This is a genomic window from Atlantibacter sp. RC6, from assembly GCF_014193285.1.
Taxonomy (GTDB): Bacteria; Pseudomonadota; Gammaproteobacteria; order Enterobacterales; family Enterobacteriaceae; genus Atlantibacter.
On sequence record NZ_JACHZE010000002.1, the window covers coordinates 187517 to 214420 of the forward strand.

20 protein-coding genes and 1 tRNA gene are annotated in these 26904 nt (G+C 53.9%); 11 read left to right on the top strand and 10 right to left on the bottom strand.

What is annotated here, in order from left to right; genetic code table 11:
- Positions 1-124: 124 nt before the first annotated feature.
- From hldE to FHW74_RS05915, 3 genes are all read right to left on the bottom strand, one after another.
- On the bottom strand, positions 125-1558 hold the full coding sequence (gene hldE, locus FHW74_RS05905; RefSeq protein WP_183169593.1) for a bifunctional D-glycero-beta-D-manno-heptose-7-phosphate kinase/D-glycero-beta-D-manno-heptose 1-phosphate adenylyltransferase HldE: 1434 nt from the start codon (positions 1556-1558) through the stop codon (positions 125-127).
- A 66-nt stretch (positions 1559-1624) separates the two neighbouring features.
- Complete coding sequence (gene glnE, locus FHW74_RS05910; protein WP_183169594.1) at positions 1625-4465, bottom strand: bifunctional [glutamate--ammonia ligase]-adenylyl-L-tyrosine phosphorylase/[glutamate--ammonia-ligase] adenylyltransferase; 2841 nt, start codon at positions 4463-4465, stop codon at positions 1625-1627.
- A gap of 12 nt (positions 4466-4477) precedes the next feature.
- Positions 4478-5779, bottom strand: a complete 1302-nt coding sequence (locus tag FHW74_RS05915) for an inorganic triphosphatase (RefSeq protein ID WP_183169595.1) — start codon at positions 5777-5779, stop codon at positions 4478-4480.
- Positions 5780-6023: 244 nt separating this feature from the next.
- Between FHW74_RS05915 and FHW74_RS05920 the strand changes: the two genes are divergently transcribed.
- A complete protein-coding gene (locus FHW74_RS05920; protein ID WP_161659142.1) occupies positions 6024-6644 on the top strand; it encodes a TIGR04211 family SH3 domain-containing protein in 621 nt (206 codons plus the stop codon).
- 96 nt (positions 6645-6740) lie between these two features.
- A complete protein-coding gene (locus FHW74_RS05925) occupies positions 6741-7976 on the top strand; it encodes a multifunctional CCA addition/repair protein (protein ID WP_183169596.1) in 1236 nt (411 codons plus the stop codon).
- Positions 7977-7992: 16 nt separating this feature from the next.
- Here the strand turns inward: FHW74_RS05925 and bacA are convergent, their stop codons facing one another.
- Positions 7993-8811 carry an undecaprenyl-diphosphate phosphatase gene (gene bacA, locus FHW74_RS05930; protein WP_183169597.1) on the bottom strand — a complete coding sequence of 273 codons (819 nt, stop codon included), beginning with the start codon at positions 8809-8811 and terminating at the stop codon, positions 7993-7995.
- 113 nt (positions 8812-8924) lie between these two features.
- Positions 8925-9293, bottom strand: a complete 369-nt coding sequence (gene folB, locus FHW74_RS05935) for a bifunctional dihydroneopterin aldolase/7,8-dihydroneopterin epimerase (protein WP_183169598.1) — start codon at positions 9291-9293, stop codon at positions 8925-8927.
- Between the two features lie 106 nt (positions 9294-9399).
- Here folB and plsY point away from each other — a divergent pair, with 106 nt between their 5' ends.
- Positions 9400-10017, top strand: coding sequence for a glycerol-3-phosphate 1-O-acyltransferase PlsY (gene plsY, locus FHW74_RS05940; RefSeq protein WP_183169599.1), 618 nt, complete (start codon positions 9400-9402; stop codon positions 10015-10017).
- Positions 10018-10031: 14 nt separating this feature from the next.
- Here the strand turns inward: plsY and tsaD are convergent, their stop codons facing one another.
- Positions 10032-11045: a tRNA (adenosine(37)-N6)-threonylcarbamoyltransferase complex transferase subunit TsaD gene (tsaD, locus tag FHW74_RS05945; RefSeq protein ID WP_183169600.1), complete on the bottom strand. Its 1014-nt coding sequence runs from the start codon at positions 11043-11045 to the stop codon at positions 10032-10034.
- Between the two features lie 245 nt (positions 11046-11290).
- Between tsaD and rpsU the strand changes: the two genes are divergently transcribed.
- The 4 genes from rpsU (at position 11291) to FHW74_RS05965 (ending at position 16055) form a co-directional block, all read left to right on the top strand.
- Positions 11291-11506: a 30S ribosomal protein S21 gene (gene rpsU, locus FHW74_RS05950; RefSeq protein ID WP_001144069.1), complete on the top strand. Its 216-nt coding sequence runs from the start codon at positions 11291-11293 to the stop codon at positions 11504-11506.
- A 178-nt stretch (positions 11507-11684) separates the two neighbouring features.
- Positions 11685-13427, top strand: a complete 1743-nt coding sequence (gene dnaG / locus FHW74_RS05955) for a DNA primase (RefSeq protein WP_183169601.1) — start codon at positions 11685-11687, stop codon at positions 13425-13427.
- Positions 13428-13580: 153 nt separating this feature from the next.
- Positions 13581-15428 carry an RNA polymerase sigma factor RpoD gene (rpoD, locus tag FHW74_RS05960; protein ID WP_183169602.1) on the top strand — a complete coding sequence of 616 codons (1848 nt, stop codon included), beginning with the start codon at positions 13581-13583 and terminating at the stop codon, positions 15426-15428.
- Between the two features lie 213 nt (positions 15429-15641).
- Positions 15642-16055, top strand: a complete 414-nt coding sequence (locus FHW74_RS05965) for a hypothetical protein (protein WP_183169603.1) — start codon at positions 15642-15644, stop codon at positions 16053-16055.
- 29 nt (positions 16056-16084) lie between these two features.
- On the opposite strand, the gene mug is transcribed toward FHW74_RS05965, so the two are convergent.
- Positions 16085-16591, bottom strand: a complete 507-nt coding sequence (mug, locus tag FHW74_RS05970; protein WP_183169604.1) for a G/U mismatch-specific DNA glycosylase — start codon at positions 16589-16591, stop codon at positions 16085-16087.
- Positions 16592-16716: 125 nt separating this feature from the next.
- Between mug and FHW74_RS05975 the strand changes: the two genes are divergently transcribed.
- Both FHW74_RS05975 and FHW74_RS05980 read left to right on the top strand, forming a co-directional pair.
- Positions 16717-16792, top strand: a tRNA-Ile gene (locus FHW74_RS05975).
- Between the two features lie 496 nt (positions 16793-17288).
- Positions 17289-19367, top strand: coding sequence for an ADP-ribosylglycohydrolase family protein (locus FHW74_RS05980; RefSeq protein ID WP_183169605.1), 2079 nt, complete (start codon positions 17289-17291; stop codon positions 19365-19367).
- A gap of 121 nt (positions 19368-19488) precedes the next feature.
- On the opposite strand, the gene FHW74_RS05985 is transcribed toward FHW74_RS05980, so the two are convergent.
- The 3 genes from FHW74_RS05985 to FHW74_RS05995 all read right to left on the bottom strand — a co-directional run bounded on the left by FHW74_RS05985 (position 19489) and on the right by FHW74_RS05995 (position 23276).
- Positions 19489-19788 (bottom strand): DUF1889 family protein, encoded by a 300-nt coding sequence (locus tag FHW74_RS05985; RefSeq protein WP_221192262.1) that lies wholly within the window; start codon positions 19786-19788, stop codon positions 19489-19491.
- 270 nt (positions 19789-20058) lie between these two features.
- The gene (gene foxA, locus FHW74_RS05990; RefSeq protein ID WP_183169607.1) at positions 20059-22149 is read right to left on the bottom strand and encodes a ferrioxamine B receptor FoxA; all 2091 of its coding nucleotides are present in this window, start codon (positions 22147-22149) and stop codon (positions 20059-20061) included.
- Between the two features lie 140 nt (positions 22150-22289).
- Positions 22290-23276 (bottom strand): AraC family transcriptional regulator, encoded by a 987-nt coding sequence (locus tag FHW74_RS05995; RefSeq protein WP_183169608.1) that lies wholly within the window; start codon positions 23274-23276, stop codon positions 22290-22292.
- A gap of 246 nt (positions 23277-23522) precedes the next feature.
- Between FHW74_RS05995 and FHW74_RS06000 the strand changes: the two genes are divergently transcribed.
- Positions 23523-25835: a dynamin family protein gene (locus FHW74_RS06000; protein ID WP_183169609.1), complete on the top strand. Its 2313-nt coding sequence runs from the start codon at positions 23523-23525 to the stop codon at positions 25833-25835.
- On the top strand, positions 25832-26767 hold the full coding sequence (locus FHW74_RS06005) for a hypothetical protein (protein WP_183169610.1): 936 nt from the start codon (positions 25832-25834) through the stop codon (positions 26765-26767). The genes FHW74_RS06000 and FHW74_RS06005 overlap by 4 nt, the downstream gene beginning before the upstream one ends.
- The last annotated feature ends 137 nt before the right edge of the window (positions 26768-26904 follow it).

Consider the following 26904-nt stretch of genomic DNA (forward strand, 5'->3'; position numbering starts at 1 on the left):
TACTAACTTAAACATTGTCTAAAGCAAAAAATGCTCATCACACACAAAAGTGGGAATATTATTCAGCACCAGGGGGATTTAGGAAAATATAAAAATAAGGCCTTCAGGAGAAGGCCTGGGATAATTATTTACCGCTGTCTTTCTGGATCTTTTTAATGATGTTGGTGGTTGAACATCCGTCTTCGAAGTTCAGCACCATCACCTCGCCGCCGTTGGCCCAGACCTCTTCGCTGCCTGCGATCTCTTCCGGTTTGTAATCGCCGCCTTTGACCAGCAGGTCAGGCAGGATCCCAGCGATCAGGCGCTGCGGGGTATCTTCTTCAAACGACACCACCCAGTCCACGGCTTCCAGCGCGCCCAGCACGATCATCCGCTGTTCAAGCGGGTTCACCGGACGGGTTTCGCCTTTCAGGCGTTTGGTGGAGGCGTCGCTGTTGACCGCGACGATCAAACGGTCGCCCAACTTGCGGGCGTTAGCCAGATAGGACACATGTCCGGCGTGGAGAATATCGAACACGCCGTTGGTCATCACCACTTTCTCGCCGCGTTTGCGCGCCGCGGCGACAGCCAGTTTCAGCGCCGCTTCGTCCATCACGCCAAAACCGGAATCGGCACGACCGCGTACCGCATTTTCCAGTTCGATTGGCGACACGGTGGACGTACCGAGTTTGCCCACGACCACACCCGCCGCCGCGTTAGCGAAGAAGCAGGCCTCTTCCAGCGAATTGCCCGCAGCAAGGGTAGCCGCCAGCACGCCGATCACGGTATCGCCCGCACCGGTCACGTCATACACTTCCTGCGCCTGGGTGGGCAGATGCAGCGGATCTTTCCCTGGCTGTAGCAGCGTCATGCCCTGCTCAGAACGGGTCACCAGCAGCGCGCTGAGATCGTAATCCGCCACCAGTTTCATGCCGCGCTCAACGATTTCCGCTTCGGTTTTGCATTTCCCGGCCACGGCTTCAAATTCAGACAGGTTCGGCGTCAGCAGCGTCGCGCCGCGGTAGCGTTCGAAATCGGTGCCTTTCGGGTCGATCAGCACCGGGACGCCTGCTTTACGCGCCAGTTGGATCATCTGCTGGACGCTGGCCAGCGCGCCTTTGGCGTAATCAGACAGCACCAGCGCGCCGATATTGCCCAACGCCTGGTTGATGCGCTCGTGCAGCGGCTCCGGGTCAACGCCCTCGAAACCCTCTTCGAAATCCAGGCGGATCAGTTGCTGGTTACGGGAAAGCACCCGCAGTTTGGTGATGGTCGGGTGAGTCGGCACCGACACAAAATCGCATTTCACATTGACGTTGGCCAGCGCCTGGCTCAGCGCCCGCGCCGCATCGTCGATGCCGGTCAGGCCAACCAGCCGGGAGTGCGCACCCAACGAGGCGATGTTCATCGCCACGTTCGCCGCGCCGCCGGGGCGTTCTTCGATAGTATCGACTTTCACCACCGGAACCGGGGCTTCCGGGGAAATACGGCTGGTGGGGCCATACCAGTAGCGATCGAGCATGACATCGCCCACCACCATGACGCCTGCGCGTTCAAACTCGGGCAGCGTTACTTTCATTCCAGACTCTCCTGAGAGATACCAAATTTGCGCGGGATAATAGCACAATTCCCTGCGTACACATTTTTATGCCTTGCCCAGCCATGCCGCCCAGCTTTGGATAACCTGCTGGCGCTCCGCCTGAAACGCGCCGGGCTCTACGTGGCCGGGCAGTTCCTGAAGCGCCAGATGGTGCAGTTCATCGCGCAGCGTGACGTAAGCGTGAGTCAGCGCGCGCGCTTCCTGTTCCGGCATGATGTCATTCTGCGCCAGCAACTCGAGGATGCGCACGTTATCAGACCAGCGGGTCAGCTTCGGCGCGTCGTGGGAGAAACGCAGCACCAGATACTGGGTGATAAACTCGATATCGGTAATTCCGCCTTCATCGGCTTTAATATCGAAGCGATCTTTATGCTTATTGCCGAGATGGGCGCGCATTTTCTCGCGCATCTCGCGCACCTCAGTTTGCAGCGCGTCGCCCTCGCGCGGTTTACACAAAATTTGTCGACGAATGGCGTCAAACTGCTGGCATAGCGTCGGATCGCCGTAGACCACGCGGGCGCGCACCAGCGCCTGATGCTCCCAGGTCCAGGCCTCGTTTTGCTGATAATCCGCAAAGGCGTCAATGGTGGTGACCAACATCCCCGCCGCGCCGGATGGACGCAGCCGGGCATCCACTTCATATAAGATGCCGGACGAGGTGCGGGTGCTGAACAGGTGCATGATGCGCTGGGCCAGGCGCAGATAGAACTGGCGGCCATCGATTTCCCGCGCGCCGTCGGTCATCACATCCGCCGGGCAATCGTGCAGGAATACCAGGTCGAGATCGGAACTGTATCCCAGTTCCCAGCCGCCCAGTTTGCCATAGCCCACCACGGCGAAACCGCGCCCTTCCCGACCCTGAAGATGCGTCGGCGCCCCGTAACGTGCGACCATTAACGTCCAGGCCTGCTGCACTACCGCGTCGATCATCGCTTCCGCCAGCCAGGTTAAGTGATCGCTCACTTTCATTACCGGCAGGGTTTCCGCGATATCCGCCGCCGCCACGCGCAGCAGTTGGGCCTGTTTAAACTGGCGCATCGCTTCAAGCTGCTGCTCTTCATCATCTTCTGGAACGCGCAGTAAATATTGACGCAGCTCGTCGCGATAGGCGTTGGTAGCCGTCGGCTGATACAGCGTATTGGGATCGAGCAGTTCATCGAGCAGCAACGGATAACGCGCCAGTTGCCCGGCGATCATCGGCGAGGCGGCGCACAGCCGGATAAGATGCTTTAGCGCGCCGGGGAATTCGGTGAGCAGTTCCAGGTAGGTAGTGCGGGTTACAATGCCCAACAGCAGCGGCGTGATGCGCCCCAGCGGAACGGCGGGGGTCGGCATGGCGCACACCTCGCTTAACAGGCGCGGCATCAGCAGATCGAGCACGTGGCGTCCACGCGGGCCGATGGTGCGTTTATCCACCTCTTTGCGGAAATCCGCTGCCAGCGCCGCAACCTGACGCTGGCTGTCACTATCCAGATGGCTTAATACCGGGCTGGAAACGTCGGCGTCATGCGCGTCCTGCCACAGTTCGCGCCAGCCTTCGGCCAGCTTATCTTCGCTGGCATCGGGCTCGTCATCGCCGATCAGCTCGTTAAATATGCGCCGCACCGCGGTCATGTGGCTGGTTAACGTGACCTGGAGCCCCGCCCAGTCGGGCTCGCCCATCGCCCAGGCCAGGCGCGCGCGATTCAGCTCATCGCCGGGCAACGTCTGGGTCTGCTCGTCGTTAATGCTTTGCAGCAGGTTTTCGAGGCGGCGCAGAAACAGGTACGCGTCACGTAACTGTTCTGCATCGCCCGTTGGTAGCAGATGGAGCGCGTCGATGGCCTCCAGCGTCGGCAGCAGCGAGCGTGATTGCAGCGACGGCTCGCGTCCGCCGCGAATCAACTGGAACACCTGGACGATAAACTCGGTTTCCCGGATACCGCCCGCGCCCAGCTTGATGTTATCGGTCAGGCCGCGCCGCCGCACTTCGCGGGCGATCATGCCTTTCATATTACGCAGTGACTGGATCACGCTGAAATCGATATAGCGGCGGAACACAAACGGGCGCAGCATGGCGCGCAGCTCCTGGCTCCAGCGGTCGTCGTTGTCGCCCATAATGCGCGCTTTGACCATGGCGTAACGCTCCCAGTCGCGCCCCTGCTCCTGGTAATAATCTTCCAGCGCCGCAAAGCTCAGCACCAGCGGGCCGCTGTCGCCGAACGGACGCAGCCGCATATCCACCCGGTAAACGAAGCCGTCCTGAGTCGGCTGGTCGAGCACTTTGATCAGCCGTTGCCCCATGCGGGTAAAGAATTGCGCGTTATCCAGTTCGCGCCGCCCCCCCTGGGTAACGCCGTTTTCCGGCCAGGCGAAGATCAGGTCAATATCAGAAGAAAAATTGAGTTCGCCGCCGCCGAGTTTCCCCATTCCGAGGATCATCAGCGGCTGCGGCTCGCCCTGGGCATTACACGGCGTGCCCCACTCGCGGCAGCAGGAGGTCCACAGCCAGTCGCGCGCGGCGACGATCAGCGTTTCGGCCAGTACGCTGAGTTGCGCCAGCGTGTCTTGCGTCGCCACCCGATTCAGGGTTTGCGCCCAGGCGATACGCACCATGATCCGCCGCCGGAACTGGCGCAACGCGCGCATCAGCTGCGCCTCATCGCTCACCTCCTGCAACGCCTCCTGAAGCCAGAGCGCGTAATGGCGTTCTTCGTTGGCTTCCGGCGGCCTGCCGCGCAGCTCGTCCAGCCACTCGGGATACGCGGCCAGGCCGTCGCGGACGAAATCGCTGAACGCCAGCATCGCCTGGGCGTCTTTATCCAGCGCCAGGCCCGATAACGGCTCCGGCAGGTTAGCCAGCACGTTTTCGGCGTGTTGCTGCAGTAAAGGAGAGAGCGGCATCATGGTGAGGTCCTTTTATTTTTTTCCGCTGTGCAGCCAGAACGGCGATTGGGCAATCGCTTCATGGCGCAGGGATTCGATCTCGCCACGTAAGCCGTTTTCGATAGCGTGACGCAGGGCGTCCCAGGTATCGATCCAGTCCAGCGCCGCCTCGCCCGGGTAAACGCCCGCCAGGGTGCGGATAGCGTCCAGCTCGCGGTATAAACGCGGCAGTTGATCGCGGTAGCGTTCGCCGCAGGATTGTAAAAACGCCTGTTTCAGCTCGGCGGCATGGCGTGAGAGGTGAATATCGGCGTAGCGCTTAAAGGAATCATCCAGCTTGCGGCGCTCTTTTTCATCGATAAACGGCTGCCAGCCCTGAGTCAACAGCCACTCGGTCAGCGCCAGTTTCGCCGTGCTGATTTCGCTGCCGAACGCGAGGGTTTCCGCCGAAGCTTCCGATACCAGCGACACTTCACACTGAGTCAGCAAATCACGTAAGCGAGCGCTCGCTTTCCTTGGAACAACGCCGCCGAACAGCACCAGAATATGGCGCACCAGGCCAATCGCCTGTTGGACCTGCGCTTTCGCCAGGGTATTTCCGCGCACCCACAGCTCTTCATGGTACTGCCAGTGGAATAGCGCGGCGTCCAGCGCCGTTTGCAGCCCCTGCTCAACGGTGGATTTCGGCGGCACAGGGATAACCGTCAGCGGACGGATAGCCCGCAGGGCGTTGCCCTGGGCCAGATGATAGCCGCGCGCGGCCTTGCTCAGGCTGCCCTGGCGCAGGCCGGGGACCGCCACCAGCTGGCGCGCCAGTTTTAGAATATCCGCTAACTGGCCTTCCAGCAGTTCCATTTCCAGTTCGCACAGCGGCTCGCTGTGTTCTCCCGCTTTGATCTCCCCGCGATCGAGCGCCAGCTCAATGCGGCTTTCTCCGTGAGTAACCACCCACTTCTCGCGCTGAAAATCGGTGCTGAACAGCGGTTTTACCTGGCTTTGCAGGGTTTCAGCCGCCAGCCCTTCCGGCCAAATGTCCGCCGGGAAGCGCGCTAAATCCAGTTCGGCATTATCCAGCTCGACATTGTATTCCGGTCGCTGGTGTACGCCGCCCGTGACGCGCCCGGCAGTTTTGATGGTCATTTCATAACGGCCATCCACGCCGCGAATACGCAATCCCATATCGTGGCTGCGTAACTGGTTATCGGGCGTTTCGTAATACACGTTGAGTAGCTGACGGGGGGCGTGATGTTCGCCGGAAAAGCCATTGAGGACGTTGCGCACGCTCTCAAGGGCGTCGGGTTGTACGATAAATTTGAGTTCGATTTCTTGTGCCATAGCCTTTTACTTACGGTTGCGTCACACCGGCGCTAACGTCCGGCGAACTTACGGGCCTGATTTTTGTCAGTAGATAGTATTTTCCGCTAAAATGCCACGCCGACGGCGTTTTAGACGAGTGACAAACCCTTTGGCAGTGCGCCAGTCACTGATGTACCAGGATGATTCTCATTCAGGTTTGCGCTTCGCATCGTCAAACTGTTGCACTACTATCATCCCACGAATAATGATTAATGAAGACCTGATGCCTAAATTACGCCTGATTTGCCTGACTTTATTCGCGCTTAGCGTTTCTACTGTGGCCCATAGCGAAGAGAAACGCTACGTTTCCGATGAACTGACCACATGGGTTCGTAGCGGCCCTGGCGATAACTATCGCCTTGTGGGTTCACTCAACGCGGGTGAAGCCGTCACGTTATTGCAGACCAATGAGTCCACGAATTATGGTCAGGTGCGCGACAGCAACGGGCGTACCGCATGGATCCCGCTTAAAGAGCTTAATACTGAACCGAGCCTGCGCACCCGCGTGCCGGAACTGGAAAACCAGGTCAAAACGCTGACTGACAAGCTTAACAATATTGATGCGACCTGGAACGAGCGCACGTCAGATATGCAGAAAAAGGTCTCTGCCAGCGATGGCATCATCAATGGCCTGAAAGAAGAAAATCAGAAGCTGAAAAACGAGTTGATCGTGGCGAGCAAGAAAGTGAACGCCGCGAATCTGCAACTCGATGACAAGCAGCGCACTATCATTATGCAGTGGTTTATGTACGGTGGCGGCGTGTTAGGCGTCGGTCTGCTGCTGGGCTTGCTGCTCCCGCATATGATCCCGCGTCGCAAGAAGAAAGACCGCTGGATGAATTGATCTCTTAAGGGCAACCGCACAGGTTGCCCTTTTACTTGGTCTTCTCCTCTACACTTACGTATTATCTCAACGCTAACGTAAACAAGAGAGGTGTGGGTGAAGAGCTATTTGGTCGGTGGTGCAGTACGTGATGGATTGTTAGGGCTACCGGTTAAAGACAGAGACTGGGTTGTGGTAGGCGCAACGCCTGCGCAAATGCTTGAGCTGGGCTATCAACAGGTTGGGCGCGATTTCCCGGTATTTTTGCACCCGCAAACCCGTGAGGAGTATGCGCTGGCGCGTACCGAGCGGAAAAACGGCTACGGCTATACCGGGTTTGTTTGTTACGCCGCGCCCGACGTTACCCTTGAGCAAGATTTACTGCGCCGCGATTTGACGATTAACGCCATTGCGCTGGATGAAAACGGCGAGTTTGTCGATCCGTATAACGGGCGCGCGGATATTCAAAAGCGCTTGCTGCGCCACGTTTCCGGCGCGTTCAATGAAGATCCGCTGCGTGTGTTGCGCGTAGCGCGTTTTGCCGCCCGCTTCGCCCATCTCAACTTTACTATCGCTGAAGAAACCCAGGCGCTGATGCGGGAAATGACCGAGGCTGGCGAACTGGCGCACCTCACTCCTGAGCGGGTCTGGAAAGAGACCGAAAACGCGCTGCGCTCCCATAATCCGCATATTTTTTTCAAAGTGCTGCGCGACTGCGGCGCGCTGAAAGTGTTGTTCCCGGAGCTGGATGCGCTGTTTGGCGTACCCGCGCCGGAAAAGTGGCACCCGGAAATCGACACCGGCGTGCACGTGTTGATGACGCTCTCTATGGCGGCGATGCTCAGCCCCAATGTTGACGTGCGTTTCGCCACGCTAACCCATGATGTGGGCAAAGGCCTTACGCCGCCGCGCCTCTGGCCCCGTCATCACGGACATGGCCCGGCAGGCGTTCCGCTGGTCGAGAATATCTGCCAGCGCCTACGGGTGCCAAACGAGATCCGCGACCTCGCCAAACTGGTGGCGGAATTTCACGACCTGATCCATACCCTGCCGATTTTGCAGCCCAAAACCATTGTGAAATTGTTTGATTCTATCGACGCCTGGCGCAAGCCTCAGCGCGTAGAGCAGATTGCGTTAACCAGCGAAGCGGACGTGCGGGGTCGCCAGGGCTTTGAAGGCTGTGATTACCCGCAAGGACGATTGTTGCGTGAAGCCTGGGAAGTGGCGAAAGCGGTGTCACCGAAAGAGGTGGTCGCCGACGGGTTTAAAGGTATTGAGGTGCGTGAAGAGTTAACTAAACGGCGTATCAGAGCGGTCGCGCAATGGAAAGAACAACGCTGCCCCCAGCCCTGAGGCCGGGGGCGAGGCATCACATAAAGACCACGTAAACTGCCGCCGCGACGATAAAACGGTAGATAGCAAACGGGATAAACGAAATCCGTTTGATGATTTGCAGGAAGGTTTTGATGGCCACCAGCGCCACCAGAAACGCGGTGACAAATCCCACGGCGAACATGGGAATATCCGCGGCGGTCAGGAAGTGAAAACTTTTATACAGATCGAGCGCCGTCGCGCCCATCATCATCGGCACCGCCAGTAAGAACGAAAACTCCGATGCGGCGTAACGGCTAACGCCCACCAGCATCCCGCCGGAGATGGTCGCGCCGGAACGTGAAAAACCGGGCCACAGCGCCAGGCACTGGAAACAACCGATGGTAAAGGCCTGGCGATAAGTCATATCATCCAGCCCGAGCGCGCGCGGCTCTTTAGGCTTAAAGAGTTCCGCCGCTATCAGCAACACCCCGCCAACCACCAGCGCGTACATCACATTGATCGGATTAAACAGCGATTTGATCAGATCGTGGAACACCAGCCCCAGCACCACGGCGGGGATCATGCCCAGCAGGATATGAATTAACGACAACCGACCACGTCCCAGGCCTTCATGGGGCGGACGGCCAAAATGAATGCCGATCAGGCTGAACAAGCGACGCCAGAACATCACCACCACGGCCAGAATCGATCCCAGCTGAATGACCACTTCAAACGTCTTGGCCGTTTCCCCTTCAAAACCTAACAGGTGGCCCACAATAATCATATGCCCGGTGCTGGAAACCGGCAGAAACTCGGTTAAGCCTTCAACGACGCCGAGAATCGCCGCGATGACCAGCGAATGCAAATCGCCCATGAAATGTCCTCGTACCCCAAAAAAATCAAAAAAAACGGCGGGCGCTGTGCGCATGCCGTAAAAGCTCGAGCTATATGACAGGTATAGCCGCGTTAGGTTTAATAATTATTAATTTAAATGATTTGATTAGGATTATGGCCACGCTGAATGATAACGCCCACGTTAGCCGCCTGCGCTACCGCGCCAGGTTTGCTGATTTTGATTTTCACCCATGGCGTGTTGAAGCGGGTAAGCAGCAGTTCCGCCACCTCTTCCGCCACGCGCTCCACCAGCGCAAATTTGCCACCCTGAACGTGCTGGATAATCGCCTCGCTCACGTCGGCATAGCTCAGGCAATCCGCGACGTCGTCGCTTTTACCTGCCGGACGATTGTCCCAGGCCATTTCGATATCGAACATTAACTTCTGTTCGATTGTTTGCTCCCAGTCGTAAACACCAATAGTGGTGATTATCGAAAGTTGCTCTATAAATACTATATCCATCATCACCTGCCTGTTTTTAGCGCGCCCGGATACCACTTCCGGCAAATTATGCGTATTATCCACAGATGCAGAGAATAAAACGACATTTTCAAAACGGAACAGCGTTATGAGTGCAATCGCGCCTGGAATGATCCTCCTTGCGTACCTTTGCGGCTCAATTTCCAGCGCCATTTTGGTCTGCCGTATCGCAGGTTTGCCCGATCCGCGCGACAGCGGTTCCGGTAATCCCGGGGCGACCAACGTATTACGCATAGGTGGCAAGGGAGCAGCCGTAGCGGTGCTGATTTTCGATGTGCTGAAAGGCATGCTGCCGGTCTGGGGCGCTTACGCGCTCGGTCTTTCCCCGTTCTGGTTAGGATTAGTCGCCATCGCCGCCTGTCTGGGCCATATCTGGCCGGTGTTCTTTGGCTTTCGCGGTGGCAAAGGCGTCGCCACGGCATTTGGGGCCATTGCGCCCATTGGCTGGGATCTCACCGGCGTGATGGCGGGCACCTGGCTGCTCAGCGTGCTGCTTAGCGGTTACTCGTCGTTGGGTGCTATCGTCAGCGCACTGATTGCGCCGTTTTACGTCTGGTGGTTTAAACCCCAGTTTACCTTCCCGGTTTCGATGCTCTCCTGCCTGATTTTGCTGCGCCATCACGACAATATTCAGCGTTTATGGCGCGGACAGGAAACCAAAATCTGGCATAAGCTAAAAAGAAAGCAAAAAAAAGAAGAGCGCTAAGCTCTTCTTGTCTTTTATGCGGCGGGTAACTCCGCCAGCGGCCAGCGCGGACGCACCGAGACGCTTAAATCGGTTTCGCCGCCCGCTTTTAAACGCACCATGCCCGCATAAGCGATCATCGCGCCGTTATCAGTGCAGAATTCCGGGCGCGCGTAGAACACTTCGCCACCACGTTTTTTCATCATCTCAGCCAGTCGGGCACGCAGCGTGCGGTTGGCGCTGACGCCGCCCGCCATTACCAGCCGCTTAAAGCCGGTTTGCTCCAGCGCGCGGCGGCATTTGATCATCAGCGTATCCACCACCGCGTCTTCGAACGCGCGGGCGATGTCCGCATGGGTTTGCGGATCGGGCGCATTGTCGCGAATGGTGTTGGCGGCAAAGGTTTTAAGACCCGAGAAGCTAAAGTCCAGCCCCGGACGGTCGGTCATCGGACGCGGGAAAGTAAAGCGATCGGGAGTGCCGTTGGCGGCCAGTTTCGACAGCATCGGGCCGCCGGGGTAATCCAGGCCCAGCAGTTTGGCGGTTTTATCAAAGGCTTCGCCAGCGGCGTCGTCAATGGACTCGCCCAACAGTTGGTATTGGCCGATGCCGGTCACGGAAATCAGTTGGGTATGACCGCCGGAGACCAGCAGCGCGACAAACGGAAATTCAGGCGGATTCTCTTCCAGCATCGGCGCCAGCAGGTGTCCTTCCATATGATGCACCGGCACCGCAGGCACATTCCAGGCAAAGGCCAGCGCGCGCCCGACGGTTGCGCCAACCAGCAGCGCGCCCACCAGGCCAGGACCTGCGGTATAGGCCACCGCGTCGATATCGCGGGCGTTGAGCCCGGCGTTTTTCATCGCTTCCTGAATCAGGGGCACGGTTTTACGCACATGATCGCGGGACGCCAGTTCCGGCACCACGCCGCCGTAATCCGCGTGCAGTTTTACCTGGCTATACAGTTCGTTAGCCAACAGCCCCTTTTCATCGTCGTAAATGGCGATGCCGGTTTCATCGCAGGATGTTTCAATACCCAATACACGCATGCTTATTTTTACCTCTTTTGCCTGCGCCGCAGTGTATGCGCAGAGGTCGCCATTGTAAAACATTGCTCATCGGCCTGCGGGATAGTGTATAATCCCCGCCCCTGTAAGAATGCCACCGAAAAGCGGTTTTTGTTCCTCCTGTTGCTTTACAAAGCATCAGCAGTTGCAGTAAAATTCCGCACCATTTTGAATTAAGCTGGCGTTGATGCCAGCAGCAAACCGATTTAATCAAAGGTGAGAGGCACATGCCGGTAATTAAAGTACGTGAAAACGAGCCGTTCGACGTAGCACTGCGTCGCTTCAAACGTTCCTGTGAGAAAGCAGGTGTTCTGGCGGAAGTTCGTCGTCGTGAGTTCTATGAAAAACCGACTACCGAACGTAAACGCGCCAAAGCTTCTGCTGTGAAACGTCACGCGAAGAAACTGGCTCGCGAAAACGCACGCCGTACTCGTCTGTACTAATCTCTGGAGGGGACTCCCCTCCTTTCAGACCGAGTTGTAGTTGTAAAGGCCGTGCTTCCGAAAGGAATGCGCGGCTTATTTTCGTTTATGAACTGACATCCCTACGCTTTTTGCCCCGCATCGTCGTCGTGCGATCGCATTTCATGGCAAGCAGAAAGTTAACGGGTAAATGGGGCTTATGGCTGGACGAATCCCACGTGTCTTTATTAATGACCTGCTGGCTCGTACCGATATCGTCGACCTCGTTGACGCGCGGGTAAAGCTCAAGAAACAGGGCAAAAATTACCACGCGTGCTGTCCGTTCCATAATGAGAAAACGCCTTCATTTACCGTAAACGGCGAAAAGCAGTTCTACCATTGCTTTGGCTGTGGCGCGCACGGTAACGCCATCGACTTTTTGATGAACTACGACAAGCTCGAGTTCGTCGAAACCGTTGAAGAGCTGGCGGCCATGCATAACCTGGACGTGCCTTACGAGGCGGGTACCGGGCCGAGCCAGATAGAACGCCATCAGCGGCAGAACCTGTATCAACTGCTGGATGGCCTGAGTACGTTTTATCAACAATCCCTGACGCAACCGAATGCCAGTGACGCGCGTGAATATCTTTCCCGACGCGGTTTAAGCGCCGATGTCATTTCGCGCTTCGCTATCGGTTATGCGCCGGCCGGGTGGGACAACGTGCTCAAGCGCTTCGGCGGCAACGAGGAAAATCGTCAGTCGCTGATTGATGCCGGCATGTTGGTTACCAACGATCGCGGGCGCAGTTATGACCGTTTCCGCGAGCGGGTCATGTTCCCGATTCGCGATAAACGAGGCCGGGTGATTGGTTTTGGCGGTCGCGTGTTGGGTGACGGCCAGCCTAAATATTTGAACTCGCCGGAAACCGATATTTTCCATAAAGGCCGCCAGTTGTATGGCCTTTATGAAGCGCAGCAGAGCAGCCCTGAACCGGCGCGCCTGCTGGTGGTCGAAGGCTATATGGATGTGGTTGCGCTGGCGCAATACGACATCAACTATGCGGTCGCGTCATTAGGCACCTCCACTACGGCTGACCATATTCAGTTGTTGTTTCGGGTGACCAACAACGTCATTTGCTGTTATGACGGCGACCGGGCCGGACGGGATGCGGCATGGCGCGCGCTGGAAACGGCGCTGCCTTATATGACCGACGGACGGCAATTACGCTTTATGTTTCTGCCCGACGGCGAAGACCCGGATACGCTGGTACGTAAAGAAGGTAAAGACGCGTTTGAAGCGCGTATGGATCAGGCTCAGCCGCTCTCAACCTTCTTGTTTAACAGCCTGATGCCACAGGTGGATTTAAGCACGCCGGATGGCCGCGCGCAGTTAAGCACGCTGGCGCTACCGCTGATCACGCAAGTGCCTGGCGAGACGCTGCGAATTTACCTGCGCCAGGAATTAGGAAAAAAGCTCGGTATCCTGGATGACAGCGCGCTGGAGCGCCTGATGCCGAAGCAGGCCGACGCCTTAGCGCGTACCGCGCCGACGCTAAAACGCACAACCATGCGTATACTGATAGGACTGCTGTTACAGAATCCTGAGCTGGCACCGCAGGTGCCGCCGCTGGATGCGTTGGACAAAGACAAACTGCCTGGGCTTGGCTTATTTGCAGAACTGGTCAACACTTGTTTGTCACAGCCAGGTCTGACCACCGGCCAGCTTTTGGAGCAATATCGCGGTACAAAAGAGGCCGCCACCCTTGAAAAACTGTCGATGTGGGACGATATAGCAGATAAGGACATTGCAGAAAAAACGTTCACCGACTCACTCAACCATATGTTTGATTCGATGCTTGAACAGCGCCAGGAAGAGCTTATCGCTCGCGAGCGCACGCACGGTTTAAGCAGCGAAGAACGCCGGGAGCTCTGGAGATTGAACCAGGAACTGGCAAAAAAATGAATTCCGCGGCTTAACTGCCGATTATCGTTCGGGTGAACCCCCGAAGGCCGCAAAGAGGTGCTGCGGCATGAAAATAAATCAGCCCTCGCTCGTTATTGTTGGCGGTCACGCCTGCCGACACAACCCTCATGAAATAAGTGTGGATACCGTCTTATGGAGCAAAACCCGCAGTCACAGCTGAAGCTTCTCGTCACTCGTGGTAAGGAGCAAGGCTATCTGACCTATGCCGAGGTCAATGACCATCTGCCGGAAGATATCGTCGACTCCGATCAGATCGAAGACATCATCCAAATGATTAATGACATGGGCATCCAGGTGATGGAAGAAGCACCGGACGCCGATGATCTGCTGCTTGCTGAAAACTCAAACAGCACTGATGAAGATGCAGAAGAAGCTGCTGCCCAGGTACTGTCCAGCGTTGAGTCTGAAATCGGGCGCACCACCGACCCGGTTCGTATGTACATGCGTGAAATGGGTACTGTTGAACTGTTGACCCGCGAAGGCGAAATCGACATCGCTAAACGCATTGAAGACGGGATCAACCAGGTTCAGTGTTCTGTTGCCGAGTACCCGGAAGCCATCACCTATCTGCTGGAGCAGTACGATCGCGTTGAAGCGGGCGAAGCGCGCCTGTCTGACCTGATCACCGGTTTTGTCGACCCGAACGCAGAAGAAGATCTCGCGCCGACCGCGACTCACGTGGGCTCAGAACTGTCCAGCGAAGAGCTGGAAGATGATGACGACGAAGACGAAGACGACGATTCCGACGACAGCAGCGATGACGACAACACCATCGACCCGGAACTGGCCCGTGAGAAGTTCAGCGAACTGCGCACCCAGTACGAAGCCGCGCGCGTTGTCATCAAAGCGAAAGGCCGCAGTGATAAAGCCGCTCAGGAAGAGATCCTGAAGCTGTCTGAAGTCTTCAAACAGTTCCGTCTGGTGCCGAAGCAGTTCGATTACCTGGTTAACAGCATGCGTACCATGATGGACCGCGTGCGTACTCAGGAACGTATCATCATGAAGATGTGCGTTGAACAGTGCAAAATGCCGAAGAAGAACTTCATCACGCTGTTTACTGGCAATGAAACCAGCGAAACCTGGTTCACCGCCGCGCTGGCCATGAATAAACCGTGGTCTGAAAAGCTGAAAGAAGTGGCTGAAGATGTGCATCGCAGCCTGCAAAAACTGCAGCAGATCGAAGAAGAAACCGGCCTGACCATTGAGCAGGTTAAAGATATCAACCGTCGTATGTCCATCGGTGAAGCAAAAGCCCGCCGTGCGAAGAAAGAGATGGTTGAAGCGAACTTGCGTCTGGTCATTTCTATCGCTAAGAAATACACCAACCGTGGCTTGCAGTTCCTCGACCTGATTCAGGAAGGCAACATCGGCCTGATGAAAGCGGTAGATAAGTTCGAATACCGCCGCGGCTATAAGTTCTCGACCTATGCCACCTGGTGGATCCGTCAGGCCATCACCCGCTCTATCGCGGATCAGGCGCGCACCATCCGTATTCCGGTGCATATGATTGAGACCATTAACAAGCTCAACCGTATCTCTCGCCAGATGCTGCAGGAGATGGGCCGCGAGCCGACGCCGGAAGAGCTGGCCGAGCGTATGCTGATGCCGGAAGATAAAATCCGCAAAGTACTGAAAATCGCTAAAGAGCCAATCTCCATGGAAACGCCGATCGGCGACGATGAAGATTCGCATTTAGGGGATTTCATCGAGGACACCACCCTCGAACTGCCGCTGGATTCGGCTACCACTGAGAGCCTGCGTGCCGCCACGCACGATGTGCTGGCTGGCCTGACCGCCCGTGAAGCGAAAGTGCTGCGTATGCGTTTCGGTATCGACATGAACACCGACCACACGCTGGAAGAAGTGGGTAAACAGTTTGACGTAACCCGCGAACGTATCCGTCAGATCGAAGCCAAGGCGCTGCGTAAACTGCGTCACCCGAGCCGTTCTGAAGTGCTGCGTAGCTTCCTCGACGATTAATCGTTAGACTCTTCCACTCACATTTAAAAGCTGCATTTCGGTGCAGCTTTTTTTTCGCCTTCATATTAGCGGGCAATGCCTCTAAAGATTCATTGAACAGACACGGTTTTTTAAAGGAAACCAGTTGTCAGGTGAATATTTCATACTGTAACGTAGCCGGATACATTTTCATTCCATCTGTTTAAGATTCATCAGCTTAGGAATCTCCTTCAAATGAAAAAAATCGGCCTTTTGATTTTCAGCCTGATGCTGGCTGGCTGCGCCACCACTCACCAAACCGCACCCAAGTCGCTGGTCACGCCCGCTCCGGTTCAGGCTGAGGTCGTCGAGCCGCAACCCTCAGCTGTTCCGGAAAAAGGCACCAGCCTGACGGCTAACGAAACTTGCACCAAATCTTTGGCGGCATTACAAACTTATAATTCGCGCAGTTGGAATAAATACAGCCGTGAAATGAGTGAGCTCACCAGTAAAACCAGCCAGTTCCTTTCCGTTAAAGAAGATTTGAACCCGCAGACAAACCAACTGGTAATGAACGTTTACGCGTCCCGAATGGCAACCCTGTGCTACCGCATCGAAAGCGCGTTAGGTCAGGCGATGCTTGAGCAAGCAGCACAGCTGGGAAATTGATGTTCAGGCCGGCAGCACCGACTGCCGGTCTATAAGCCCCGAGTCATTAACGCTTCGTCCAGTTCCCGGTACGCTTCCACCAGCTTCTCAAGCGATGCGCGATTTAACCCGCTGGGATTGGGCAACACCCATACCTCTGTCTCACCGATGGTTAACGCCTGCTTGCCCCATTTCACACCACACTGGCTGAATGCCTGCTCAAAAGCTTTTTTGCCTAATACCGCCAGTGCAGCCGGCTGATAATCGTTGATTTTACGGATAAGCTCGCGTCCACCGGTGCGCAACTCATGCAGCCCAACCTCATTCGCCTGCACCGTTGGGCGTTCCACCAGCATGGTGATCCCGCAGCGGGTATCCAGCAATTGCTGCTCTTCTTCCGGAAGCAGTTGTTTATCGGTAAACCCAGCCTGGTGGATAACCTTCCAGAATCGATTACCTGGATACGCAAAATGGAATCCGGTATGGGCAGAAGATTTACCCGGGTTAATCCCGCAAAACACCACTCTTAACCCGGGGGCTAAAATATCGCTAATCATGCTTACTCCCGATAACTTACGGATTCTTAAAGTATAAAAGACCGCGTTTAAATTGCTGATAAAAGCAGCAGCCGCACGGTAATGGCTGGATTGAGAACAGTACATCCATTATAATCCTGCGCCACGGCCCCTTAGCTCAGTGGTTAGAGCAGGCGACTCATAATCGCTTGGTCGTTGGTTCAAACCCAACAGGGGCCACCAAATAAAACAAGGGCTTGCATTAAAAATGCAGGCCCTTTGTTTTTTCCAGGATATTGACAGGATATTTTCAAGCAGTATGAATGGGTACCTTTGGTTAACAAATATCCATAATAACGGGCTCAGCGCTTAAAGCTATAGATCGACAAATTCACTGAAATTGAAGTGTTCAAAGATTTCACGCGCGTCCGGTGAAAACGATTATACATAGCTTTCCTGGTTGGCTTTGATGTCGTTCTGTCCCCTCTTGCCAGGCTCCATCTTCGAGATGTTGAAGAAGGAAAGCTCGCTGGCGCGCAGTAGAAACTTCTCTTTGGCATCTTCCGGTTTCGTATGCAATATGATTATAAATTACTACATAGTAAAAGCAGATAAATGCTCGCTATCAAAACGTCCTGTATCATTTTTTATTTCAAATAAATAATGGAGTTAATAAAGTAAAGACAGGCCGATTTATTTTCCTGCCCCTGGTGGCCTTATCGCTACCCATGGAGTTCGTATGACACTAAGTAGTCTTAATAGCCCTTTAGTCATCGCCTCGGTTGAAGTACCTGATAGCCAGGGGCTCATCGGTATGACAATTTGCCCGGGAAAGCATCAGCAAAATGCTTTATCAGGACAGTTTCAGCGAGACCTCGCACTTGACCTGGATCTTATAAAATCCTGGGGGGCAACTGCCGTTGTGAGCCTGATGGCAGATGAAGAACTTGCCAGTTTGCACGTCGAGGACTTGGGTAACGAAGTTGAGGCCAGAGATATGCTCTGGTTTCAGTTGCCTATTCTCGATCAAGCAATGCCAGATGAAATATTCGAACGTCACTGGGTTTATGCTGGCCTTCGATTACGTATGCTTCTTCGCGAAGGAAAACGCGTTCTTGTCCATTGCCGTAGCGGCCTCGGGCGCACCGGGCTTATTTCAGCAAGACTCTTAATTGAATTCGGTATGCCAGCTGAACAGGCTATGGCATTAGTTCGCGAGGCCCGACCGGGCACTCTGGAAGCCACTATTCACAAGCACTATCTCACTTCTCTACCCCTTCCACATAATGATGCCTGGTTGGATCGCGTTTTAGGTTGCTTACTGGGTGGTGCGGTCGGTGATGCTTTCGGCTATGCCGTCGAATTTGATTCACTCGAAAAAATTCGCCAGCACTTTGGCAATGAAGGGCTGACCAAACCCATTCTGCAACAGGGAAAACTGGTGGTCAGTGATGATACTCAAATGACCTTGTTTACCCTTGAAGGTATTCTGCGGTCTACCGATGAACAGGGTGCGATTAACCAATCTCGTGCACTTGAAGAAATCCGCCACGCTTATCTCGACTGGTATGATACCCAGCAAAGCGAGCCAGGATCACATTTCGGATGGCTGGCTTCACGAGCAGCCATGCGAGCAAGGCGTGCTCCCGGGAATACATGCCTGTCCGCACTAAAAGCGGGCGGAGCAGGCAGTATCGAAAACCCGATAAATGACTCAAAAGGCTGCGGTGGCGTGATGCGCACCGCTCCCATAGGTTTTTTGCAGAACATTGATCTGTTCGATCTCGCTGCCCGTGCGGCGGCATTGACTCATGGTCACGTTGATGGCTGGGCTTCTTCAGGTGTTTTGCCCAGAATTGTTGCTCGCTTAATCGAAGGTGAAGAGAAGCACCTCGCTGTTCGTAATAGCTATAGTGACGGCAGCGAATGGGGACATGTCTATGGAAAGGCAGCCAATATAGGCCATTATCTGTTAGCTCAAAAACTTGCCCGTAAAATGCGTTTCAATCCACATGAGGCTATTCGGCAGTTGGGACAAGGCTGGGTGGGTGACGAAGCGCTGGCAATTGGTATGTATGCCTTTCTTTCAGGCCAGAGTTTCCGCGATACACTCATACGAGCAACCAATCACGACGGAGACAGTGATTCAACTGCCTCCATCGCCGGCCAGCTTTGGGGGGCCAAATACGGTCTAAAGGACATGCCTCAGGCATGGATACGTCGGCTTGATATACTGGATGAAATACTTTACCTGGTTCAAAAACTTCAGGGCTGGCATAACCGGGTTGATACAAAAAACCGTCGGCAACCGATCATTGATGACAGTATTCAACCCTGTATTCGCATGATTGAAATGACGCATGAGTTACATATTCTGGGTTATCAAAGAATCCGTATTTTTCCTTACATATCACCATCAGGCTGCTATTGGCGACTGGAATGGGCACCACGCTCTGCATTCGTTTCAGGCACCGCCCAGCCTCATGGTGGTAATGAGCGAGAGATTGCCCGTTATACAAGCGGTTCTGGCTGGCAACCTTTTGAATGGCAAGATGTAAAATCACTTTCCGCATTAGAGATGGCGCAACAGTTTTTACGCCAGTTCCCGGAACTTGCGCGTGCCGGGAAAGGGGATGACTGGGCCTATGCGGGTTGGTTCACAAAGTTACTCGGTGAGGTCCGACAAGGGAAACTACCCTATTTCTGGGCTGACTGGGATATTGATTTGAGCAGAGGGGTACCGATGCATGATGGAGCCCCCTTCCCCTTGCCACCACAAATCAGTCGGTCAGATCAGGCCAGTTGCCCAATTGAATAAATCTCTCTTTCAGGAGTAACCACATAAAACAAGGGCTTGCATTAAAAATGCAAGCCCTTTGTTATTTTGGGATTATCTGGTGTGCGGCACAGCCAGCAAAATCAGTTTGCCGCCAACCCACTCAAACCAGCGACCGCAATTGCTCCCGCATGTACGATGAAAAGTACTCCGGGTTTTTAATTATTACCCGGTTACCAGAGGCGATTTTCTCAGCCCATCCGGCGACTTTCTGTGTGAACCCCGCATCCCAGCCCTCCTGAAGCCCCCTTGCCGTCACATCCTGTGCGCTGGCCGGCACGCCCAATTCGTTTAAATACTTGAGCAATCCCTTGGCCGTGCTTTCATCCATCGGTTGTGGCACAGGCGCTGAAGTATTCATACCGTTAATGAAGTCCAATGCTTTATCAATTACTGCTGGCATAGTCTTATCCTTAAAATTAACCACGTAATAAATGAGCCTCTTTCACCATAGCAAATCCCGCGCACAAACCTACCTGTCAGCGCCGGAATTGAGATATTGCATCATCATTTCCTGCCAAAATAAAACAGGAGCCAGTGGGCTCCCCTCTGACTCCTCGTTCCCGATACACCCGGTTTAAAACTCTACCCGCGCCCAGAGGGGCGTACTACAGATTAAGCCAGCCGCGGTGCTGCGGCTGGCTGGTGTTATAACGGGATGGTTAAATCCCGATCAGAATTTCCACGATACGCTGCCAACAATGCTGCGTTCAGCGCCAAAATAGCAGTACGAGAGTGAGTTACAGGCCGCCACGTAGCGCTTATCGGTCAGATTATTAACATTAAGCTGTGCGCTTAAGCCGCTCACGCCCAGTTTCGACAGGTCATAACCCACCATCATATCCACCAAGGTATACGACGGCAGCGTATGATTGTTCTGGCGATCGCTGGTTACGCCGTTCACATACCGCACACCGGAGCCGACGGTCAGTCCGTCCAGCGGACCGGTTTTCACGTCATAGCTCAACCAGCCGCTGGCCATATTGCGCGGCGCGTAAACGGCACGTTTCCCCTGCTCTTCCGGGCTGCTCTTCTTGTAACGAATATCCGTGTAGGTATACGCCGCCTGCATCCGCAGGCTGTCGGTCAACTGCCCTACCGCTTCCAGCTCCACGCCCTCGGATTCAATTTCCCCGATGGATCGATACGGGTCGGTAGGTTCCTCTTTGGTGGCGATGTTTTTCTGATTGATGCGGAACACCGAGGCGCTGAACTGGCTGTTCCACCCTTCAGGTTCATATTTCACGCCCGCTTCCCACTGTTTGCCCTTCATCGGCTCCAGAATATTGCCGTTCTCATCGGCAAAACTGGTTGGCGTAAAGGCGGTGGAGTAGCTCACGTACGGCGCAACGCCGCTGTCAAACAGGTACAACAGCGCCGCGCGGCTGCTGAAGTTGTTCTTATCCAAATCACTGCGGGTGTTGTTGAAATTATCGATATTCGACACGCTTACCTGGTCGTAGCGGCCGCCGAGCGTCAGACGCCAGCGGTCAAGCGACATCTGATCCTGAAGGTAATATCCGGTCTGGCGCAGCTTGTGTTTCTCTTTACTGTATTGGGTGATGTAATCGGGCTGCGCGCCGTAAACCGGATGGAATGCGTTAATCGGCGGGAACGCGCCATAGTAACCGGTGGTGTGGTTGCTGCGATCCTGATAATCCATGCCAATCAATACGCGATGGTTAATCGCTCCGGTATCGAAACTGCCATCAATCTGGTTATCCAGGGTGATGGCGTTCATCTTCTCGTCCGATCCGGAATAGCCGCGATTCAGCTCGGTTGCATTCAGCCAGTCCGCCGCATAGACCTGGTTGAGCTCCACTTTGGTATGCAGATAACGCAGCTTCTGGCGTACCGACCAACCGCTATCGAACAGATGTTCGATGTTATAGCCAACCATGTTCTCGCGACGGTCGTATTTGTCATAATCGTCCTCGCCTTCAAAGAAGGTGTTGGAGATTTTATTGCCGTCATGCGCAACCACGGTACCGTCATAGGGCAAACCAGAATGATTGCCGCCCTCTGGATCGCGGTGCAGATAAGCCATCAGATCAAGGCGCGTATTATCGGTAATGCGCCAGGTCAGGCTGGGCATCAGCGCATAACGCTCTTCTTTTAGCGGATCGAACTGGGAATCGGCGTAACGGGTCATGCCGCTCAGGCGCACCGCCACGCGATCGTTATCGTCCAGCGGGCCGGTGACGTCGAACATCGCCCCGCGCTGCTCATTATTCCCGGCGAAAAGTTTAATCTCCCCGCCCGGATCGAACGAAGGTTTACGCGAGGTCAGCGCCACAATGCCGCCCGGCGATGAGCGCCCATACAGCACAGAAGCCGGGCCGCGCACCACTTCAATATTTTCCAGGAACCACGGATCAACCACCAGCGAGCTGTGAGAGTTGGTATCGCCCATCATCTTCAGGCCGTCGAGATAAACGTTGTCGAGACTGCCATCCGAAAAACCGCGCAACACGATATAGTCAAAGCGATTCGATGCGCCGATCTGGTTGCTGTAAACCCCCGGCGTATAGCTCACCGCCTGGCGCACGCTGGTAGCGCCTTGCTCTTCGAACTGCCCGCGCGTGATGATGGACACCGACTGTGGCGTTTCAATATCCGGCGTTGCCACTTTGGTGGCACCGCTCAGCATCTGTGACGTAACCACAAGGGTATCGGTTTTTTGCGTATCCTGCGCCATTAAGGGAAAAGTGAGGCTGCCGGTAACCCATCCCACCAGCAGCGCCAGCCGCGATTTAGCGAACATGAACATCTCCAGAAAGCATTTCTAATTGTTAATAAGAATTATTACCTTTTTTGAATCGCAAACGGCTATGCGCGCCGCCAGAATGCCTATGCGCGCTGCCAAACCGTTGCGGTGTTATTCGCAAAGAGGAAGAAAATGGGTTAGCCGCCGGGGCGAATATTGCCGGGTGAGACGCCATAGCGGCGACGAAAAGCGGTGGAAAAATTAGTGGCGTGCTGATAGCCCGAGATCCAGGCGGCGTGCTGGACGCTATGGCCTTCCAGTAAATAGCGGCGTGCCAGCGCCAGCCGGCAATCGCGTAAATAATCAAACACCGTGCAGCCATAGGCCTGGCGGAACTTGCTACGCAAACTGCTGGGGCTCATCGCCGCCTGCGCCGCCAGCTCAGCCAGCGAATAATCGCGCTCCGGCGCGCTTTCCAGCCGTTCTCGCACCCGCTCCAGACGGTGTTGCTCACAACGAACCGGCGCGCCGCTGCGCTGGGCGTTTTCCTGACGCGCGCTCAACCCCTGGCCCAGCAGTTGGAGCATCAGGCCCTCCAGCATTAATTGCCGCGCGACGCCGTGAGCCTTACTCTGGCGAACGTGCGCCAGCCCGGAAAGCAAAAAGCCCGGCACCTGCCAGACAAACGTCGACGGTCCGCGCATTTCCCACTCCCGCAGCAGCGAATCCAGCATCCCGTTGCGCCAGGCATCGCCCGGAAAAACGCCCAGCGACAGGGTTTTCAGCTTACATTCCGCCGTATGCCGCGCATTCATGGTCTGATGCTCATAAAGGCTGGAGCTAAACGCCATTCCGGCGCGCACCACATACTCCTGACCGTTAAGCGTTAAAACAACGCAGCCTTCCAGCACCACCAGGGTATACAGTGGGCTGCTATAGCGTGAAAACGTTTCGTAAGGCTGAAGTACCTGGACATCCGAATGCGTCAAAGAGATACCGGGCGCGAGGGCGATCTCTTCCACATCACCCTGCAAAACCGGCGCATCGGCCTGATGCGGGGAAGCCAGCAACGGGAAGCGGTAATCAATACCGTAACGCTCGCCAAATCCCAGGAAGTCGCTGACTAAAAAAACTTTTTTCTGCGGCTGAGGAGAGGACTGCATTAATAACGTTGCGTCGTTCATACCGGGGTTAGCTGCGAAATAGGGGGACTAAACGTTATCATCACGGCCCCACAAACGCAATTGATAACCATTATCAAAATAAAAACTTAGTATCAGTTAAATTATTTATCTTTATTAATCATCTATTTAAACAAAACACATGGTACTCCCTACCAGAATAGGCAGTTATTTAGACCTATGCGTCTGGATTCAACATTCATAGGTTGCTATTTTAGACATACCGGTCTGAAAATGGTGGGCATTGCAATGAACGATAAACTGAAGATGTGGCGCGATAAAGCAGGTTTAAGCCAACAGGAAGTTGCCGAACGGGCAGGAGAAAATATTCTGACCCAAAAGCAGGTTTCGCGTATTGAGCAAGCACCGCTGTCACAAAATTTAGAACTGGTGCTGGCCTACCTTCGCATCGTTGCACCTGAAAAAATCCAGGAATTCATTACTGATTGTTTACAGGCGCAGTTAAATAACTCTTCTTTAAATGAAAATTACACACAGCAAAAAGAGATTATGATGAGAAATAAAAAAGAATTGATACAGTACCTGGAAAAATCGATTGCCACGCTATCAAATACCGCTAATCCATTTATAAAAAACAGCAGTATCACCAAAGATATCTCCGAACTCAAAGACAATCTCAAGGATATTCATGCCAAACCCGTCCTGAGCGCGATGGGGCCATCAGACGCAGGGAAATCGACACTGCTAAACTATATTCTGGGTAGCGAAATCCTCCCGGCGAAATGGCAACCCGCCACCTGTCTTGTCACGCTACTTATGCATACCCAGGATAAACCCGACTATCTGGATAAACATAAATCCGTGTTTATTTTTAAAACGGGCTTCAAACCCCATATGATTTTCGACCAGAAAATGCTAATGAATTATCTGCTTGATTCTGGCGGCAAAGAGCTGATCAAATCTTATGGTGAAAAGGATGAAAATGATAACGTTCTTAATCCGCAAGCTTATATGGTTGTCGTGTTTGAAAATTTCGCGATTCTCGAAAATATCTGGTTGCTTGATACGCCAGGGCAGTTAATTGAACCCGAGATGTATGATGAAATTGAAGGGTGTTCCAGCGAAGAAATCCTTAATGATAAAGCCAAAGCCATGAGTGCGATTTCACTGGTGGATGGCCTTATTTTCGCCTCCGCCACCACTAAGTTTATGCGTGACGAAGATCCCGACTTCTTACAAAATATCTTAATGCATAAAGTCCCTCTTGAAGGGGACAAGCCGCTGGCCAACTTGATTATCCTGAAAACCCACAGCTATGATCAAATTACCGCCGAGGCGAACGACGCCACATTCCGTACCGCAGCCAATCATCTGACGAAAAACTTTTCGCATACTCTGTATGATGAATGGGAACATCAGCTAAATAATCCCAGCAATCCTCAAAAGTTAACCCGGCCGGACGCGTCCGTCTGGGCCAGCAGAATGTTGCCTTTCTTCCGGGAAAATAATCACTACTGCGAAGCCTTTGATGCGCGCCTGAAAGAGGTGATTAATTATCTCCTTGCTAACCGAACGGCGCTGATTAATAACCGGGTAGAAACCATAAATAAACGCATTCAAGCCCGGATCGCATTAGCGTTGCAGGAACTACAACAAAGCAGCCGTTCTGTTCAGGAGAAAAAGGAGGATATCAAGCAACAGGATGCGCGATTTCGCGAGGGCTCCGACGCGTTAATCGCTCGTTTTACTGAGATCGGCAATCACTGCCCAGGCTACGCCGAAGAAGATATCGAGCGCATTCGGGATATTTTCTATTCACTTTGTAATGAAGAGAGTATGTACCGTTTTATCGAAAATCGTTTTGACGATAAAGATGAAGCGAAACGTGCTATCAATAAAGCGCTGGGTAATCACTTCGAAAGCAAATTCCGTCGCGTTATGGAAGAGAGCACCCGCAGGTTCAGCCTTGAAGTGGAAAGCGTAGTCCAGGCATGGCAGAAAATCGTCCCTTCCGCCCATGGCGCAGCCAACACGAGTATGCGGGAGACTGACATTTCCCTTTCCGCCACGTCCGATTTCGATGCTTACTCCGCTTTCGTCGGCGGGATGGCCGGATTAACCAGTTTCGGTGCGATGGCGGGCTACGTCGCCACCATATCCAGCAACTTAGGTGCCTACATTTTAGTCGGCAAAGCCGCCGGTGTCCTGACATCACTGGGGATTACCAGTTCGGTCACTACCTTGCCAACGCTGGTTGCCGCAACCGGTGGCCCGGTCGCATGGGGCGTGGCCATTGCCGCCGTGGTCGGTCTTTTGGTTTACCGACTGTTCGCCAACTGGAAAAAGGCGCTCGCTAAATCAGTTGTTAAAGGTCTTGAATCCAGCAATACGCTTAGCAATGTGGAAACGGATATTACCCGCTACTGGCAGGATTCACGCAAAGCGCTGGCGGCGTCGGTCGATTCACTGAAAACGGAAACTGAAGCCTTTATTAAGCATCTGTATGCAGAAGCCAATATCGAGTATCAGCAGCAGGATATTGCTGAAGCCGAGCTAATTTTAAAGACAATAAAAACTAATCTGGATGGTGAAAAAAAATGAGTTTTATTAGAACAATAATGGATTCCTTTAGCGCAATCACAAATTCGGCCGCTAATGCCCCGGCGACGGAGAAGAACAAGCCGCGCCGCAGTGATGAATATATCACTGGCGCGAAAGACGATGCCAGCCGAATTAAATTTCTGACACAGCAGTTTATCGACAACGAACTTGCGATCGATAAAAGCAAAAATAATTGGCAGGTTTTCAGTCAGCATCATGAGACTCTAATACATTGTCTGGAGCGCTATGAGAATGCCAGACTCAGCCAGCTCGAAGCCGCTCAAAAAGAACAGGCAACGGCTTTGCTGGAAGCCCTTCAGCAGGGAAAAGAGCTTTCGTCTCAGAGTGACAGCGGCTCGATACTAGATGTGGATGACTACATCAACGGCCTGAAAAAGATCACGCTCGTTTATTGCCAGAAGCACGTCCTGAGCATGGCTGACTTTATGGATAACATTCCGGAGCACCTGTGCGACGGAAAGAGTGCCAGTACGGCGTGGCAATCAATCAGAAAAGATACCAGTAAAAAACGTTGGAAAAATTTCGACCAGGCCTGTCGGGAAAACTCACTTTATTATTTTAATGCCGAGATCTTATTTGACACTACGCTTTGGGGTTCAGCTAAGCATGGATTTATGCTAGGATGCGATGATATAACCTGCTTAGGGGGAGACCCTGAGAAGTTCCGCGTTTTATGGAGTAATGTCACCAGTTTCTGGCACCACAAAGGCCACCTTTACGTAAACGATTATAAAACAGGTTTTGTCGCTAATGATGAAGCCCGAGAGTTACTGGAGCTGCTGGAAGAACATTATGATAAAACGAAACGCTCTGAAGGTAATTTATTATTAAACTATCTGGGTTATGAGCGGGCCGCACAGCAAGCGATTAAAAACGCTTACGAGGGGGATGTGCAGCAGTTTATTCAATAAAAAAACCGGGGGCCATCATTGTTCATGGCTGGCCCCCGGTTTTTGAATGCCATTCCGCAGCGGGCGCGAGAGTGCGTCACCTGTCCGACAGAAATACCTCTTTTTCTTCCGCCCTGTTCTTAAGAAGTATTTACTCG